This window comes from Nocardioides sp. YIM 152315, from assembly GCF_029210375.1.
Classification (GTDB): domain Bacteria; phylum Actinomycetota; class Actinomycetes; order Propionibacteriales; family Nocardioidaceae; genus Nocardioides.
Map to the genome: position 1 here is coordinate 217,241 of NZ_JARGER010000037.1, position 14,091 is coordinate 231,331.

General features: G+C 72.6%; 15 protein-coding genes. 8 read left to right on the forward strand and 7 right to left on the reverse strand.

All coding sequences use genetic code 11. The annotated features are described in order from the left end of the window. Window positions 1-97: 97 nt before the first annotated feature. The 3 genes from PZ894_RS12600 to PZ894_RS12610 are packed head-to-tail and all read left to right on the forward strand — an operon-like array spanning window position 98 to window position 2,528. A complete protein-coding gene (locus tag PZ894_RS12600; RefSeq protein WP_275745208.1) occupies window positions 98-796 on the forward strand; it encodes a helix-turn-helix domain-containing protein in 699 nt (232 codons plus the stop codon). Window positions 797-840: 44 nt separating this feature from the next. Beyond that, window positions 841-1,416, forward strand: coding sequence for a GNAT family N-acetyltransferase (locus PZ894_RS12605; protein WP_275745210.1), 576 nt, complete (start codon window positions 841-843; stop codon window positions 1,414-1,416). Beyond that, the gene (locus PZ894_RS12610; RefSeq protein WP_275745212.1) at window positions 1,413-2,528 is read left to right on the forward strand and encodes a heparan-alpha-glucosaminide N-acetyltransferase domain-containing protein; all 1,116 of its coding nucleotides are present in this window, start codon (window positions 1,413-1,415) and stop codon (window positions 2,526-2,528) included. The genes PZ894_RS12605 and PZ894_RS12610 overlap by 4 nt, the downstream gene beginning before the upstream one ends. 29 nt (window positions 2,529-2,557) lie before the next feature. Here PZ894_RS12610 and PZ894_RS12615 read toward each other — a convergent pair whose 3' ends face one another. Both PZ894_RS12615 and PZ894_RS12620 read right to left on the reverse strand, forming a co-directional pair. Continuing rightward, window positions 2,558-3,094, reverse strand: a complete 537-nt coding sequence (locus PZ894_RS12615) for a hypothetical protein (RefSeq protein WP_275745214.1) — start codon at window positions 3,092-3,094, stop codon at window positions 2,558-2,560. A gap of 24 nt (window positions 3,095-3,118) precedes the next feature. Continuing rightward, window positions 3,119-3,622, reverse strand: a complete 504-nt coding sequence (locus tag PZ894_RS12620; RefSeq protein ID WP_275745216.1) for a GNAT family N-acetyltransferase — start codon at window positions 3,620-3,622, stop codon at window positions 3,119-3,121. Between the two features lie 142 nt (window positions 3,623-3,764). Between PZ894_RS12620 and PZ894_RS12625 the strand changes: the two genes are divergently transcribed. After that, a complete protein-coding gene (locus tag PZ894_RS12625) occupies window positions 3,765-4,409 on the forward strand; it encodes a TetR/AcrR family transcriptional regulator (protein ID WP_275745218.1) in 645 nt (214 codons plus the stop codon). A 9-nt stretch (window positions 4,410-4,418) separates the two neighbouring features. On the opposite strand, the gene PZ894_RS12630 is transcribed toward PZ894_RS12625, so the two are convergent. After that, window positions 4,419-5,609: a hypothetical protein gene (locus PZ894_RS12630; protein ID WP_275745219.1), complete on the reverse strand. Its 1,191-nt coding sequence runs from the start codon at window positions 5,607-5,609 to the stop codon at window positions 4,419-4,421. A gap of 303 nt (window positions 5,610-5,912) precedes the next feature. Here PZ894_RS12630 and PZ894_RS12635 point away from each other — a divergent pair, with 303 nt between their 5' ends. After that, window positions 5,913-6,281, forward strand: coding sequence for a YciI family protein (locus PZ894_RS12635; protein ID WP_275745221.1), 369 nt, complete (start codon window positions 5,913-5,915; stop codon window positions 6,279-6,281). A gap of 22 nt (window positions 6,282-6,303) precedes the next feature. On the opposite strand, the gene PZ894_RS12640 is transcribed toward PZ894_RS12635, so the two are convergent. The 3 genes from PZ894_RS12640 to PZ894_RS12650 are packed head-to-tail and all read right to left on the reverse strand — an operon-like array spanning window position 6,304 to window position 8,631. Further along, window positions 6,304-7,077 carry a MerR family transcriptional regulator gene (locus tag PZ894_RS12640; protein ID WP_275745223.1) on the reverse strand — a complete coding sequence of 258 codons (774 nt, stop codon included), beginning with the start codon at window positions 7,075-7,077 and terminating at the stop codon, window positions 6,304-6,306. A 14-nt stretch (window positions 7,078-7,091) separates the two neighbouring features. After that, complete coding sequence (locus tag PZ894_RS12645; RefSeq protein WP_275745224.1) at window positions 7,092-7,862, reverse strand: ABC transporter permease; 771 nt, start codon at window positions 7,860-7,862, stop codon at window positions 7,092-7,094. Between the two features lies 1 nt (window position 7,863). After that, window positions 7,864-8,631 (reverse strand): ABC transporter ATP-binding protein, encoded by a 768-nt coding sequence (locus tag PZ894_RS12650; protein ID WP_345799155.1) that lies wholly within the window; start codon window positions 8,629-8,631, stop codon window positions 7,864-7,866. 181 nt (window positions 8,632-8,812) lie between these two features. Between PZ894_RS12650 and PZ894_RS12655 the strand changes: the two genes are divergently transcribed. Then, window positions 8,813-9,040 carry a hypothetical protein gene (locus PZ894_RS12655; RefSeq protein WP_275745227.1) on the forward strand — a complete coding sequence of 76 codons (228 nt, stop codon included), beginning with the start codon at window positions 8,813-8,815 and terminating at the stop codon, window positions 9,038-9,040. Between the two features lie 28 nt (window positions 9,041-9,068). After that, window positions 9,069-9,395, forward strand: coding sequence for a hypothetical protein (locus PZ894_RS12660; RefSeq protein WP_275745229.1), 327 nt, complete (start codon window positions 9,069-9,071; stop codon window positions 9,393-9,395). Window positions 9,396-9,441: 46 nt separating this feature from the next. Here PZ894_RS12660 and PZ894_RS12665 read toward each other — a convergent pair whose 3' ends face one another. After that, window positions 9,442-12,141, reverse strand: a complete 2,700-nt coding sequence (locus tag PZ894_RS12665; protein WP_275745232.1) for a replicative DNA helicase — start codon at window positions 12,139-12,141, stop codon at window positions 9,442-9,444. Window positions 12,142-12,712: 571 nt separating this feature from the next. Here PZ894_RS12665 and PZ894_RS12670 point away from each other — a divergent pair. After that, a complete protein-coding gene (locus tag PZ894_RS12670; RefSeq protein ID WP_275745233.1) occupies window positions 12,713-14,047 on the forward strand; it encodes an MATE family efflux transporter in 1,335 nt (444 codons plus the stop codon). Window positions 14,048-14,091: the final 44 nt, after the last annotated feature.

The following is a 14,091-nucleotide window of genomic DNA, read 5'->3' on the forward strand; positions in this document are numbered from 1 at the left end:
GGTCTGAACCACCGCCGGTTCACGATCTGTACTGGTGCTCGACGCGGGAGCGGGCGTCTACTGGGGGTCCGAGGGAGTGCGCTCAGGGAGGTGCGCCATGGCGACGTACGGCCAGTTCTGCCCGGTGGCGAAGGCCATGGAGGTGCTCGACGAGCGGTGGACGCTGCTCGTCGTCCGGGAGTTGATCGCCGGCAGCACCCACTTCAACGAGCTGCGGCGCGGCAACCCCAAGATGTCGCCGGCCCTGCTCTCCAAGCGGCTGCGGACCCTCGAGCGTGCGGGCGTGATCCGACGCGACGTCGTCGACGGGCGCACGAGCTATCACCTCACCGAGTGCGGGATGGAGCTCAGGCCCGTCGTCGAGGGCCTCGGCGCGTGGGGAATCCGCTGGATCGGCGACCTCGGCGAGGACGACCTCGACCCGCACCTGCTCCTCTGGGACATCCGCCGGTCGGTGCCGCTCGACGCGTGGCCGCGCCGCCGGACCGTCGTCCGGTTCGACTTCACCGACCAGCCCGCGCGCACGTCGTCGTGGTGGCTGTGCGTCAACGGCGAGGACGCCGACGTGTGCGACTACGACCCCGGCTTCGACGTCGCCGCCACGGTCGTCACTACGCTCTCGACCATGGTGCGGCTGTGGCGCGTCGACCGCACCTGGGACGATGCCCTGCGCACGGGCGACGTGCGCATCGACGGGCCGTCCGACGTACGCCGCGAGGTGCCCGCCTGGCTCGGCCGGATGTCGCTCTCGGTGGTGCCGCATCCGCTGCGCGACCCGGCCCTCGACCCGGCGTAGTCCACCGGTCGCAGCAGGTCGGCTCCGTCGGGCAGGATCGGCCCATGCCCCAGGACCTGAGCGCCGTCGCCTGGCCGGTGCGCACCGACCGGCTCGAGATCCGCCCGGCGACGGCCGACGACGTCGACGCGACGTGGGCCTTCCGCCGGATCCCGGAGGTCAGCGAGTGGCTGTCGCGGGCGATCGCGGACCGCGACGAGTACGCCGAGGCGTTCCGCGATCCCGAGCGCCTGGCCACCACGCTCGTCGTCGAGCGCGACGGCACCGTCGTCGGCGACCTGATGCTCCGCATCGAGTCGCCCTGGGCCCAGCACGAGGTGGCCGACCGGGCCCGGGACCGGCAGGCCGAGCTCGGCTGGGTGATCGCGCCCGAGCACGCGGGGCAGGGTTACGCGACCGAGGCGGCGGCCGCGCTGCTGCGGGTCTGCTTCGACGACCTCGACCTCCACCGGGTCACCGCCCTCTGCTTCGCCGACAACGTCGCGTCGTGGCGGATCATGGAGCGACTGGGCATGCGTCGCGAGGCGCACAACCTCGGCGAGTCGCTGCACCGGTCCCGCGGCTGGCTCGACGGCCTCGGCTACGCGCTGCTCGCCGACGAGTGGCGATCACGGCAGTGAGCCAGGGCCATCGGCTCGTCGGGCTGGACGTCGCCCGGTGCCTGGCCCTGCTCGGCATGGTCGCCACCCACGTCCTCGACGAGCGGACGCCGGCGGGCGACCTGACCTTCGGTCAGTGGCTGGCCGGTGGCCGGGCGTCGGCGCTGTTCGCGGTGCTCGCCGGGGTGAGCCTGGCCCTGATGACGCGCGAGCCGCTGCGCGGCGCGCCGCTCGCGCGGCGGTCGGCTGCCATCGCCGTCCGTGCGGTGCTGATCGGCCTGCTGGGGCTGGTGCTCGGTGGGCTGGAGACGGGGATCGCGGTGATCCTCGCCTACTACGGGCTGCTGTTCCTGCTCGGACTGCCGTTCACGCTCCTGCGCCTGCGGGCACTGGTGGTGCTCGCCGTCGGGTGGGTGGTGCTCGCCCCGGTGGCCTCGCACCTGATCCGTCCGCACCTGCCGCCGCGGGGCTTCGAGAACCCGTCGTTCGGCCAGCTCCTCGACCCAGGCCGGCTGGCGAGCGAGCTGCTGTTCACCGGCTACTACCCGGTCGTGCCGTGGCTGGCGTACCTGCTGGTCGGCCTCGCCCTCGGCCGCGCCGACCTGCGGGACAGGTCGCTGCTGACCGCGCTCGCCGGCGGCGGCCTGGGCGTCGCGCTGCTCGCCACGCAGGTCTCGCGCACACTGGTCGATCCGGTCGTGGCCGCCGAGAACGCGACGGGCATGTTCGGCACCACGCCGACCGGCGGCGACTGGTCGTGGCTGCTGGTGGTCGCGCCGCACTCCGCGACGCCGTTCGACCTCGCCCAGACGATCGGCAGCGCCGTCTGCGTGGTCGCGACCTGCCTGCTGCTCGCGCGGGTGCTCCCCCGCGCGGCCACGGTCGCCCTCGCCGTGGTCTTCGGCGCCGGCACCATGACGCTCACGCTCTACTCGCTGCACGTCGTCATGCGCACGCCGGAGGTCTGGCCGCCCGAGGACCCCACGACGTACGCCGACCACGTGCTCGCCCTGCTCGCCATCGGCGCGGCGTTCGTCCTGCTCGGCCGGCGCGGTCCGCTCGAGACCGTAGTGGGTCTGCCGGTGCGCTGGGCCAAGAGCCGGGATGGTCCGTCACGACGTGGTCGCCCTTGACGGCGTTTCGGCAGCCACTTCGTGACGGACTACCCCGACAGCGCGCTGAGCGCCGCCTGCGTCTGCGCGGCGCGCGGATCACCGAGCCGCACCCGGATCGACAGGGCGTCGGCGAACATCGAGCGGGCGCCATCGACGTCGCCCTGGTCGACGAGGTGTCGGGCGGCGTGGTGGAGCACGTAGTGCTGGAGCTCGTCGTCGCCGCGCTGCCGCGCGATCTCCAGGGCCTCGGCGAAGCCCGCGGTCGCGGCGTCGGCCCGGCCGAGGTACTGCTCGGCGGTGGCCAGCATCAGCAGCGCCCAGCCGAGCGCATCGAGCGGGACGTCGTCCGCGCGGGCCGCGGCCACGACCGGCGCGAGCAGCTCGACTGCCTCCGCCTCCCGGCGTGCGGTCGTCAGCGCGTTCGCGAGGTCGATGGTCGCCTCGAGCGCGGCCCGCCGGTCGTCGAGGTCGGCGACCGTCTCCAGCACCTGGCGCGCGTCGACCACCGCAGCGGCCGCCTCGGCCTCGGGGAGTGTGTAGCGCCCGAACTGGGGCGCGCCGGGCACGAAGGTCGTCTCGCTCACCCGAGCATCATGCCGGGCGGGGACTCAGGCGACGGGCCGGACCGTCCGTCGTGACACGGACGAGGGCGCCGGGAAGGAGTAGGTGACCGTGGCGCCGTCGAGCTCGCGCACGGCGTCGGGTGCCTGGCGCGTCACCATCCTGACGACGGCCTCGTTGGTCGCGCTCGCGAAGACCTCGACGCGCTCGACTCCGCGGGCGGCGAGGTCGCCCATCAGCGCCCGCGCCATCGCGGTGCCGATCCCCCTGCCCTGGTGGGCATCGGCGACCACGAGGCCGATCTCGGCGACCGGCGCCGCGCCGGCACGCACCCAGACGCCGTGGCCCACCACGAGCCGCCCGGCGTACGCCAGCACGGCGCCACCGCGCAGGCGGTCGGGCAGCAGCGCGGTCAGGACGGCTGCGCCCGGCTCCGGCCCGATCCCGGTCTGGAAGCGGCGGTACGACGACTCGGCGGACAGCCCGCGCAGCAGCGCGGCCACGGCGGCGCGGTCGGCGGATCCCGCCGCGCGGATGCGCACGGCATTCATGTCGGCACCCCGGTCGCGAGCCCGACCGGGAGATCGGTGGTGGTCATCGGGGGCCTCTCGCTCGGGGATGGACCAAACAACACGAACGATCGTACTATTTTCTTGCCGCGTCAATCCCCTTCCCGCAACTAGGCTGGACCCGATGAGTGAGCAGCTGGTCGACGACACGTCTCCCGAGGGGGTCACCGACGGGCGGGTGCGCCGCGGCGACCGGACCCGCCGGGTCGTCCTGCGCAGGGCGGTGGACGTCGCCTCGGTCGAGGGCCTCGAGGGCCTGTCCATCGGCCGACTCGCCGGCGAGCTGTCGATCAGCAAGAGCGGCCTGATCGCGCACTTCGGGACCAAGGAGCAGCTCCAGCTCGCGACCATCCGCGCCGCCCGCGCGATCTTCGTGCACTCCGTGATCGAGCCTGCCCTGGAGTCGACGCAGGGGATGGCGCGGCTCCGGCGGCTGCTCGAGGCGTGGCTGGAGTACTCCTGCGATCGGCGCTTCCCGGGCGGCTGCTTCTTCAGCCGCGCCGCACACGAGTATGCCGCGCGGCCCGGCGCGATCCGCGATGCGATCGCCGCCGTCGACGAGGAGTGGGTCGGGCTGATCGCCGCGACCGTGGCCGAGGCGCAGGCGGTCGGGGAGGTGCGGGCGGACGCCGATCCCGCGCTGGTGGCCTTCGACCTCGTGTCCTACCTCGACTCGGCCAACCTGCGGTCGCTGCTGCTGGGCACCGACGACGTCTACGACCAGGCCCGGGTGGCCGTCGAGCGTCGACTGGCCGACGCGGCCTCCTGACGCGAGGCGTCAGGACAGGCAGCCCGCCGGGGCGCCGATCCTGGTCATGCCGGCCAGGTCACCCGCGCCGAACGTCAGGTTGCGCCACGTCGCGGTGCCGTACATGAGCTGGTTCGAGCCCGAGGCGTGGCCCAGGCCGAGCGTGTGCAGGATCTCGTGGAGCTCGATCTGCCCCCAGCCGGGCCGGTCGAACCCGGTCGGCAGGGCGTGCCCGTTGTCGAGGACGAGGAACCCGCGCCGGAGCCGGATGCGCACGTCGGCGCCCGGAACCGTCCAGCCGCTGGCGCCGCCGTACCCGACCGTCATGTCGCTCAGGACGGGCAGTTCCGCCGCGCTGGCCCAGCCGACCGCGATGTCGGCCGTGTCGCCCGGGAAGCCGCTGGCGTCGTCGGAGCTGCCGAGGTAGCGCCACGACGTGGCGCCGACGTAGTGGAAGCGGAGCCCGGAGGCGCCGGCGATCCTGGCGAACGCACGCTGCACGTCCGCGAGCGCGTCGTAGCCCTGGCCCGCCGGGTTGTAGGCCCACCGGATCACCTCGCACGGGTTCCACCGGGAGCCGCCCGAGATCAGCGCCGACCAGTCGCTCGCCGAGCCGGCTCCGGCGTACCCCGCGGGCAGCGGCTCGGCGGGGTCGGCGACCTCGCCGGTCGCGGGCGCGGGCGTCGTGGCGGGTCCGGGATCGGGGGCCGACGGCGTCGGGTCTGCGGTCACGCCCGCGACGACCCGCACCCGGAAGGACCTCGACGCGCCGCCGCGCAGGCCCCGGCCCCTCGAGAGCTCGGCGCGGAACGTGCGCGTCGTGAGATCGGTGCCGGCGTCGAGCACCACCGACCAGGCGCCGAACCGGCGGGTCCGGGTCGACTCGACGCGCCTCCACCTGCCGCTGGTCCGCTCGACGAGCGTGACCCTCCGCGCCCGGGCCCGGCCGTGCCGGCGCGCGGTGACCGCGTCGCCGGAGATCCGGATCCGGTCCCCGGCCTGCACCGTCCGGTCGGCGGGGGCGCCGGTCACGACGTACCTGCGTCGCACCTGGATGCCGTGGGCGTCCTCGACGTACTCCGCGGACCCGGCGGTCGCGACGCCGGCCGTCGAGACCCTCGCAGCGGGCGCCGTCGGCGGGTCGCCGACCAGGCCGCCGAACAGGGCGGCGGCGGTGAGCGCGCCGAGGATCGACAGCGCGCGACGGCGTACGGCGGACATGGTTCACTCCTCGTGACCGGCAGGATTCGGTCACGAGATCGGCCGCGCGCTCCCACCCCTGAGGGCTTCGCCCCTCACCGGGACGGGTGAGCGCGGTCACTGCGACGGGAGACCCGGTGAAGGTCGACCTCGAGAAGAGCTCGACCCCTACCGGGCACGCCGAGGCGAGCTCCGATCCTGCGGCAGCCGATCGTCTCCGAGCCATGCGGATCCACGAGGGTGTCGAATGGTGCCGTCGCCGTTCGTAGCGAAGGTGAGCGGCGGCCACCGGGCCGCCGACAACCGAGATCAAGGAGCAACGCGATGCCCAGGTACATGATGTCCGTGCACGGCCCGGCGGAGTACGACGACTTCGGCAACTACTCGTCCCGGGAGGAGATGGAGCAGGCGTTCGCCGACACCGGCGCCTTCAACGACAAGCTGCAGGCGGAGGGCTACTGGGTCTTCGCCGACGGCCTCGACCAGGCGACGACCGCGACGGTCGTCGACGGCCAGGGCGACGAGCCCATCATCACCGACGGCCCCTACCTCGAGTCCAAGGAGCACCTCGGCGGCTTCTGGGTCATCGAGGCGCCCGACCTCGACGTCGCCCTCAGGCTGGCCGCCGAGGCTTCGAAGGCGTGCCGCGGCAAGGTCGAGGTGCGGCCCTTCCAGACCGAGATGCCGCAGTAGTCGTCGCGAGCCGGCGGCGCCGTCACGAGCGCGTCGCCGGCTCGCGGCGCTCCAGCTTGGTCCACCCGGTCCAGCCGCGCTCCTCGATCAGCTCCATGATCCGGCGGGCCGCCGGCACCGAGTCGAGGAACACCGAGTCGAGCAGCGCCGCGAGGTCGTCGCCGAACGCCGAGTCCGCTTCCCAGGCCTCCGCCGGCACGTCGTTGATCTGCGCGACCAGACGGTCGACGAACTCCACCAGGCGGGGGTCGTCGGGCGACCACTCGAGCATCGCGGGGAAGTCGTGGTAGACCGCGACCGTGCGTGGATCGTCCAGCTGCTGCCGCTTCAGCTCCATGTAGACGGGCATCTGCTCGGGTAGCTGGGCGGCCACGAGGATCCAGGAATCCCGCTCCGCCTCGACGATCTGCTCGGCCACCCCGATCTCGCGCAGCCGGTCGAGATAGGCGACCGCCTCCGGCGGCAGCGCCAGGCTGTCACCGGCCGCCAGCTGCGCGATCCGCTCGCGGTGCCGCTGCCGGTCGCGGATCTCGGCGCGCAGGCGGCGATCGATGTCCTCGACCGCCGCCGCGAACTCCTCCTCGTCGGCCGCCATCAGGTCCCGCACCCGGGAGAGCGGCACGCCGGCCTCGGCCAGCGTCCGGATCCGGATCAGCTCGACCACGGCCGCGGCGTCGTACCGGCGGTAGCCCGAGTGGTCCCGCCCGGGCTCCGGCAGCAGCCCCTTGGCGTGGTAGTGCCGCACCGCGCGCACCGTCACGCCGGCGTACGCCGCGAGCTGGCTGATCGTCAACATGGCGACAGCCTGCCTCACGCGACCCTGCGGTCGTGGGCGCGCATCGCCCCCAGGTAGGCGACCGCCAGCAGGCCGACGCACCAGCCGAGCGCGACCCAGATGTCGGTGCCGACGGGCTGCCCGGCGAAGAGGTCGCGCAGCGTGTCCACGATCGAGGTGACGGGCTGGTGCTCGGCGAACCAGCCGACCGGACCCGGCATGCCGGCGGTGGGCACGAACGCCGAGCTGATGAAGGGCAGGAAGATCAGCGGGTAGGAGAAGCCGCTGACGGCGTCCACCGACTTCGCGGTCAGTCCGGGGATCACGGCCAGCCACGTCAGGGTCAGCGTGAAGAGCACGAGGATCCCGACCACCCCGAGCCAGGCGAGCACGCCGGCGCCGGTGCGGAAGCCGATCGCCAGCGCGACGAGGAGGACGAGCGCGAGCGCCAGCAGGTTCGCCACCACCGAGGTCACGACGTGTCCCCACAGCACCGCCGAGCGGGCGATGGGCATCGACTGGAACCGCTCGAAGATGCCCCCCGAGACGTCCATGAAGAGGCGGTAGGCCGTGTAGGAGATGCCGGTGGCCACCGTGATCAGCAGGATGCCGGGCAGCAGGTAGTTCACGTACTCCTCACCACCGGTGTCGATCGCGCCGCCGAAGACGCAGACGAAGAGCAGCAGCAGGGCGATCGGCGTGACCGCGGTGGTGACGATCGTGTCGGGGCTGCGCAGGATGTGGCGCAGGGACCGGCCGCTCAGGGCGGCGGCGTCCGCGACGCCCCGCCGGATCGTGGTGGGCATGTCAGATCTCCGTCCGGGTCGTGGTGAGGGCGAGGAAGACCTCCTCGAGGGTGGGCTGCTTCTCGACGTACTCGACCTGCGCCGGCGGGAGGAGCTGCTTGAGCTCGGCGAGCGTGCCGTCGACGATGATCCGGCCCTCGTGCAGGACCGCGATCCGGTCGGCGAGCTGCTCGGCCTCCTCGAGGTACTGCGTGGTGAGCAGGACCGTGGTGCCTGCCGCGGCGAGCTCGCGCACCGCGCGCCAGACCTCGATGCGCGCCTCCGGGTCGAGCCCGGTCGTCGGCTCGTCGAGGAAGATGACGGGCGGGTCCCCGATCAGGCTCATCGCGAGGTCGAGGCGGCGGCGCATGCCGCCGGAGTACGTCGCGACCCGCCGCGCGCCGGCCTCGGCCAGCGCGAAGCGCGCCAGCAGCCCGTCGGCGACCGCGCCGGGGTCCGGGAGGTGCCGCAGCCGGGCGATCAGCGTCAGGTTCTCGCGCCCGGTGAGGATCTCGTCGACGGCGGCGAACTGGCCGGTGAGGCTGATCGAGCCGCGCACGTCGCCGGGCCGCGTGGCGACGTCGTGGCCGTTCACGACGGCCGTCCCCCCGTCCATCCGGAGCAGGGTGGCGAGGATGCGCACGAGCGTGGTCTTGCCGGCCCCGTTGGAGCCGAGGAGGGCGACGATGCTGCCGGGAGCCGCGTCCAGGTCGACGCCGCGGAGCACCGCGTGGTCGCCGTACGACTTGGTCAGGCCGGCGATCCGGAGGGCTGGTGTGGCTGCTGTCATGGTCATGACACGACCTTGCAACCCTGACCCTGCGTCAAGGTCAAGCACGGGTTCTCGTCGTCCGCCGGACCGGGCTGCCAGACCGAACTGGCCGGACCCTTCGAGCCGTGAGATCCGCGCGACGGCGCTGGGCGGAGCGAGGCACGGGTACCGGGACGACGAGCCCGAAGGGAGCACCGCCATGAACCCCTCCCACGTCTACGACGCCACCCTCCACCAGCCCGGCACGGTCGCGGCCACCGGCCGATGCTCGTGGCACGACAGCGACGGCTCCGGAGGAGATGCCTGCGCCGGCGACGCCGTCGTGTCCTTCCAGGACCGCAACGGGGACTGGCAGTCCGGCTGCCGCCGTGCCCTCGAGCAGCTCGTCGAGCGCGGCGACATCGAGCCGCTCGGCCAAGGCGCCTGACCGACCGCCACGGGACAGCCGCGTGGGTGTGACCGTACGACGAACCACGTCCCAGCCCGACGAGTGGAGCGTCCTGGCCGGAGAGACCCGGTGGGTGGACTACAGCGCCGACCGCGACGGGAACGACCTCGTCGTCTACGCCCACACGTTCCGCCGGCTGCGCGACCGCCTCGACCAGAGCCACGACGTCCTGCTGTGGAAACCGTCGACCACCACCGTCGCCCACCGGTACCCGGGCGGCGAGTGGGACGAGGTGATCCGCGCCGAGCAGGAATGGCCGCCCGTCCGGCCCGAGCGCGTGCCACGGCGCCCCCGCCACGGCGCGCTCCGCAGAGAACGCAGGCCCCGGGCGTAGCGAACCGGCCGCCACATCCCCTGGGCACCTGCCCGACGACGTCGGGTCAGTGCGCCATGTCGACGAACCGCGAGTAGTGGCCCTGGAAGGCGACGGTGATGTCGCGGGTGGGGCCGTTGCGGTGCTTGGCGACGATCAGGTCGGCCTCGCCGGGGCGGGTCGACTCCTTCTCATAGACGTCGTCACGGTGCAGCAGGATGACCATGTCGGCGTCCTGCTCGATCGAGTTGTGAGCCGCGATCCCCTCGACCACGAAGTTGTGCGTGCCCATGACGGTCGCGTCGTAGACGTCCTGCTCGCCGACCAGCTCGATCGAGGCGACCGTGTCCCAGAAGACGTCGTTGGTGGCGAGCACCTCGAGGTCGGCGTCGTTCAGCACCGCGGCGACACGGGAGAGTCGTTGCCGAGACGGCGCGTGCTTCCACGTAGACGAGCCGCCGAACTGGGTGCCCATCGCCGCGGCGAACGCCCGGTGGGACATCCCCTGCTCGGCGAGGATCCCGCGCACGTCCTCCCATACCTCGGTCGGGATCGTGTCGAGATTGGTGTTGCCGCGAACGCCTCGGATCGCCTCGGCGAGCACTCGGGCCCGCTCACCACGAGCACCGTGGACGCCGATGTCGTCGAGGAAGCGCAGCTGGTTCTCGACACCGTAGACGTGCAGGTGCCATCCGTCGCGGTAACCGGCCTTGCGGGTCCGCTTGATCCGCGTGAAGACGTTGAACCGGAGCAGGAGGCGAGCAACGTCGTCCACCAACCGACGGCTCGTCGAGGCGTAGTACACCCGCCCCAGTCGACGCTGCTCGTCGAAGAAGACACAGCCATCGGTTGCCCAGAGGTGGCGGAGGAAGAGCCCGACCTGATCCTTGGGCAGCCCGAAGACCCAGCCGGGCACGAACTTCTCGTGGCTGCGCAACCCGAAGAGACCGTCCTCGTCCAGCCAGGCGGCGACCGGGTTCCGCTTGCCGTGGGTCAGGCGGTACGGCGAGGGCAGCCGCAGCGTCGTGACGCGGGCAGCGGCGTACTCGTCCCGAACGGCTCTGATGCCGAAGCGGCTGCGGGCGGCGTCGGCGACCGCGGTGAGGTTGGCCTCGTCGACACTCGCGTAACGCAGCGGCTGGCGGCGGACGAACGAGCCGTCGCCGAGCAGGTGCGCCAGGAGCACGACCTCGTCCTCGTCGCGCCTGGTGATCTCGAGCGGGGGCGGCACGTGGCGCACCGACCCGATCCGTGACCCCGGGCTCAGCTCGAGCAGCGGCACCCATCCGTCGTACGTCAGGAACTTGTGGTTGCCCGTGGCGGCGATGCGACGGCCGGAGGCCAGGGTCAGCTCGTAGACCGGCTTCCGGCCGGAGGGGAAGGCATGGGTGAGCGTGCGCGGCACCAGCTTGAGACGGTCGTCGAGCGACCACACCGGGATGTCCCGAGCCCCGGACTCCATCAGCTCGCCGAGCGTGATCTCGGTGTTGTCGGCGGCGCGCATCAAGCGGGTGTCGGCCGTGAGACAGCCCGACTCGCGGAGGTCGGACATCATCGGGCGCTTGTCGCCGCGCTGCTCGGGGCCGCGGTTGAGCTGGGAGAGCGCGATGATCGGGATCTCCAGCTCCTTGGCCAGCAGCTTGATCTGGCGGGAGAACTCCGAGACCTCCAGCTGGCGGGACTCGACCTTCTTGCCCGACGTCATCAGCTGGAGGTAGTCGATGACCATCAGCTTGAGGTCGTGCCGCTGCTTGAGGCGACGGGCCTTGGCCCGGATCTCCATCATCGTCATGTTCGGCGAGTCGTCGATGAACATCGGCGCCGACGACACCTCGCCCATCTTGCGGGCGAGCTTGGCCCAGTCCTCGTCGCCCATGTTGCCGTTGCGGATGTGGTTGAGCGGCACCTTCGCCTCGGCCGAGAGCAGGCGCATGGTGATCTCGGAGCGCGTCATCTCCAGGCTGAAGAAGGCGCTGGTCAGGTTGTTGTGGATCGAGGCGGCCCGGCAGAAGTCCAGGGCGACCGTCGACTTCCCCATGGCGGGACGGGCCGCGACGATGATCATCTGACCCGCGTGCAGGCCGTTGGTCAGGTCGTCGAGGTCGGCGAAGCCGGTGGGGACGCCGTACAGCCCGGCCTCGCGGTTGGAGATCGCCTCGATCTCGTCGAGGACGCCGTCCATGATGTCGCTCAGCGGCGCGTAGTCCTCGCTCGACCGCTTGTCGGTGATCTTGTAGACCTCGGCCTGCGCCTGGTCGACGATGTCGTCGACCTGGCCCTCGCCGGCGTAGCCGATCTGCACGATCTTGGTGCCGGCGTCGACCAGCCGGCGCAGGATGGCGGTCTCGCGCACGATCTCGGCGTAGTAGCCGGCGTTGGCCGCGATCGGCACGTTGGCCGAGAGCGTGTGGAGGTACGGCGCGCCGCCGATGCGCTGCAGCTCGCCCCGACGCTGGAGCTCGGCGGCCACCGTCACCATGTCGACCGGCTCGCCGCGACCGTAGAGGTCGATGATCGCGTCGAAGATGGTCTCGTGGGAGGGCCGGTAGAAGTCGACGCCGCGGATCGTCTCGGTGACGTCGGCGATCGCGTCCTTCGAGATCAGCATCGCGCCGAGCACCGACTGCTCGGCCGCCATGTCCTGCGGCGGCGTGCGGTCGCCCGGGGTGGTCGGCCGCTCGCCCGGTGCGTACGACGCGGGGCCGTCGCCCCAGTCGTCCAACGGTGGCTCCGGGAACCCCCGGGAGTCCTGCTCGGTGAGGCTCATCCGCCCTGCTGCTCCCCTCGAATGACTACCAGACCGACCCCGTTCGCGACCCCGTTCCGACCGTGCGCGAGCCACGGTAGACCGGGCCGCCGACACTGCAGCGACACCGGATCCGCACCCGCCCGCACCGGGGCCGCCGTGGCACCGCGCTCGAGCCACGCTCGAACCACGCCGCCGCGACCCCGTCGGACCTCCGGGACCGTACGCGGTCCGGGTGCCGCCGCGACAGCCCCGTATCCACAGGACCCCGAGCAAGCTGGGGATAACCGGCGGACCGGCCGTGGACGACACGCCGGGAGGTGTGCACAGCCTGGGGACCGCGCTGTGGAGACCACGCCCCGATCCGCGATCGGACCGCCGTTGACCTGCGCAAACACGTGCTCACAGGTGTGGACACGGAAAAGTTGGGGCGACCGCGACGTTCAGCTGCGCGTCACCTGCCGGTCATCTGCTGGTTTGTCGACATAGCGTGGTGGATCGGCTCTGCCCCAGGATTGTCCACAAGCGCCTCTGACTAGTCAGGTATCGAGCACATGCCGACATTGCACCTTACGATGACTAGGCCCGCGCGTTGACCACGGCACGCGACCGGGAGATCCTCCGACTGGCCGTCCCGGCCTTCCTCGCGCTGGTCGCCGAGCCGATGTTCCTGCTCGCGGACGCCGCCATCGTCGGGCACCTCGGCACCCTGCCCCTGGCCGGCCTCGGCATCGCCGCGGCGGTGCTCCAGACGGTCATCGGGCTGTGCGTGTTCCTCGCCTACGGCACCACGGCGGGCGTGGCGCGGCACCTGGGCGCCGGCGACCTGCGCGGGGCGATCGCCCAGGGCGTCGACGGCCTCTGGCTCGCGGTGCTCATCGGTGCGGCGGTCACCGTCGTCGGCGTCCCGCTCGCCGGCCCGGTGGTGCGCCTCTTCGGCGCCTCGGCGGACGTGGCCGACCCGGCCACCACCTACCTGCGGATCGCGCTGCTCGGCACCACGCCGCTGCTGCTCATGCTCGCCGCGACCGGCGTGCTCCGCGGCCTCCAGGACACCCGGACGCCGCTGGTCGTGGCGGTCGGCGGCAATGCCCTCAACGTCGTGCTCAACCTGCTCCTCGTCTATCCCGCCGGCCTCGGCATCGCGGGATCCGCGCTCGGCTCGGTGCTGGCCCAGGTCGCCAGCGCCGCGGCGTTCGTGGTCGTCGTGGTCCGCGCCGCGCGACGTCACGGCGCCGCGCTGCGACCCGACCTGCCGGGCATCCGGGCGGCCAGCCGCGCCGGAGCGCCGCTGGTCGTGCGCACGATCACGCTGCGCGCCGCCATCCTGGTGACGACGTACGCCGTGACCGTGGGCGCGGTCGCCGACGACCAGGAGGTCGACCTCGCCACCCACCAGCTCGCGATGACGCTCTGGACGTTCCTGGCCTTCGCGCTGGACGCGATCGCCATCGCCGCGCAGGCGCTCACCGGCCGGTTGCTGGGCGCCGGCGACGTCACCGGCACCCGCGAGACCACCGACCGGATGGTGCGGTGGGGCGCCTGGAGCGGGGTGGTGACCGGCGTGCTGCTCGCGGCCGCCAGCCCGTGGCTCGGGCGGCTCTTCACCGGCGACGACGCGGTCCGGGACCTGCTGGTGCCGGTGCTGATCGTGGCCGCGCTCGGGCAGCCGGTCGCCGGTGTGGTGTTCGTGCTCGACGGGGTGCTGATCGGTGCAGGCGACGGCCGCTACCTCGCCCGCGCGGGCCTGGTCACCCTGGTCGCCTACGCCCCGGTCGCCCTGGCGCTCGCGGCGCTGTCGGCGGGTCTGGTCGCGATCTGGGTGGCCTTCTGCACGGTGTTCATGGGCGCGCGGCTCGTCGTACTCGTGCACCGGGCCCGCGGGGATGCCTGGCTGGTGACCGGGGTCGTCCGAGCCCCGAAATGACGTCGACCCCCCCGCAAGGTTGGGGGGGGGCGCCGGGGGGGGGG

Bases quoted from the DNA above. Each gene is read 5' to 3' on its own strand.
- PZ894_RS12600 (WP_275745208.1), top strand. From the start codon at position 98: ATGGCGACGTACGGCCAGTTCTGCCCGGTGGCGAAGGCCATGGAGGTG.
- PZ894_RS12665 (WP_275745232.1), bottom strand. From the start codon at position 12,141: ATGAGCCTCACCGAGCAGGACTCCCGGGGGTTCCCGGAGCCACCGTTG.
- PZ894_RS12625 (WP_275745218.1), top strand. From the start codon at position 3,765: ATGAGTGAGCAGCTGGTCGACGACACGTCTCCCGAGGGGGTCACCGAC.
- PZ894_RS12630 (WP_275745219.1), bottom strand. From the start codon at position 5,609: ATGTCCGCCGTACGCCGTCGCGCGCTGTCGATCCTCGGCGCGCTCACC.
- PZ894_RS12620 (WP_275745216.1), bottom strand. From the start codon at position 3,622: ATGAATGCCGTGCGCATCCGCGCGGCGGGATCCGCCGACCGCGCCGCC.
- PZ894_RS12650 (WP_345799155.1), bottom strand. From the start codon at position 8,631: ATGACAGCAGCCACACCAGCCCTCCGGATCGCCGGCCTGACCAAGTCG.
- PZ894_RS12605 (WP_275745210.1), top strand. From the start codon at position 841: ATGCCCCAGGACCTGAGCGCCGTCGCCTGGCCGGTGCGCACCGACCGG.
- PZ894_RS12655 (WP_275745227.1), top strand. From the start codon at position 8,813: ATGAACCCCTCCCACGTCTACGACGCCACCCTCCACCAGCCCGGCACG.
- PZ894_RS12645 (WP_275745224.1), bottom strand. From the start codon at position 7,862: ATGCCCACCACGATCCGGCGGGGCGTCGCGGACGCCGCCGCCCTGAGC.
- PZ894_RS12635 (WP_275745221.1), top strand. From the start codon at position 5,913: ATGCCCAGGTACATGATGTCCGTGCACGGCCCGGCGGAGTACGACGAC.
- PZ894_RS12640 (WP_275745223.1), bottom strand. From the start codon at position 7,077: ATGTTGACGATCAGCCAGCTCGCGGCGTACGCCGGCGTGACGGTGCGC.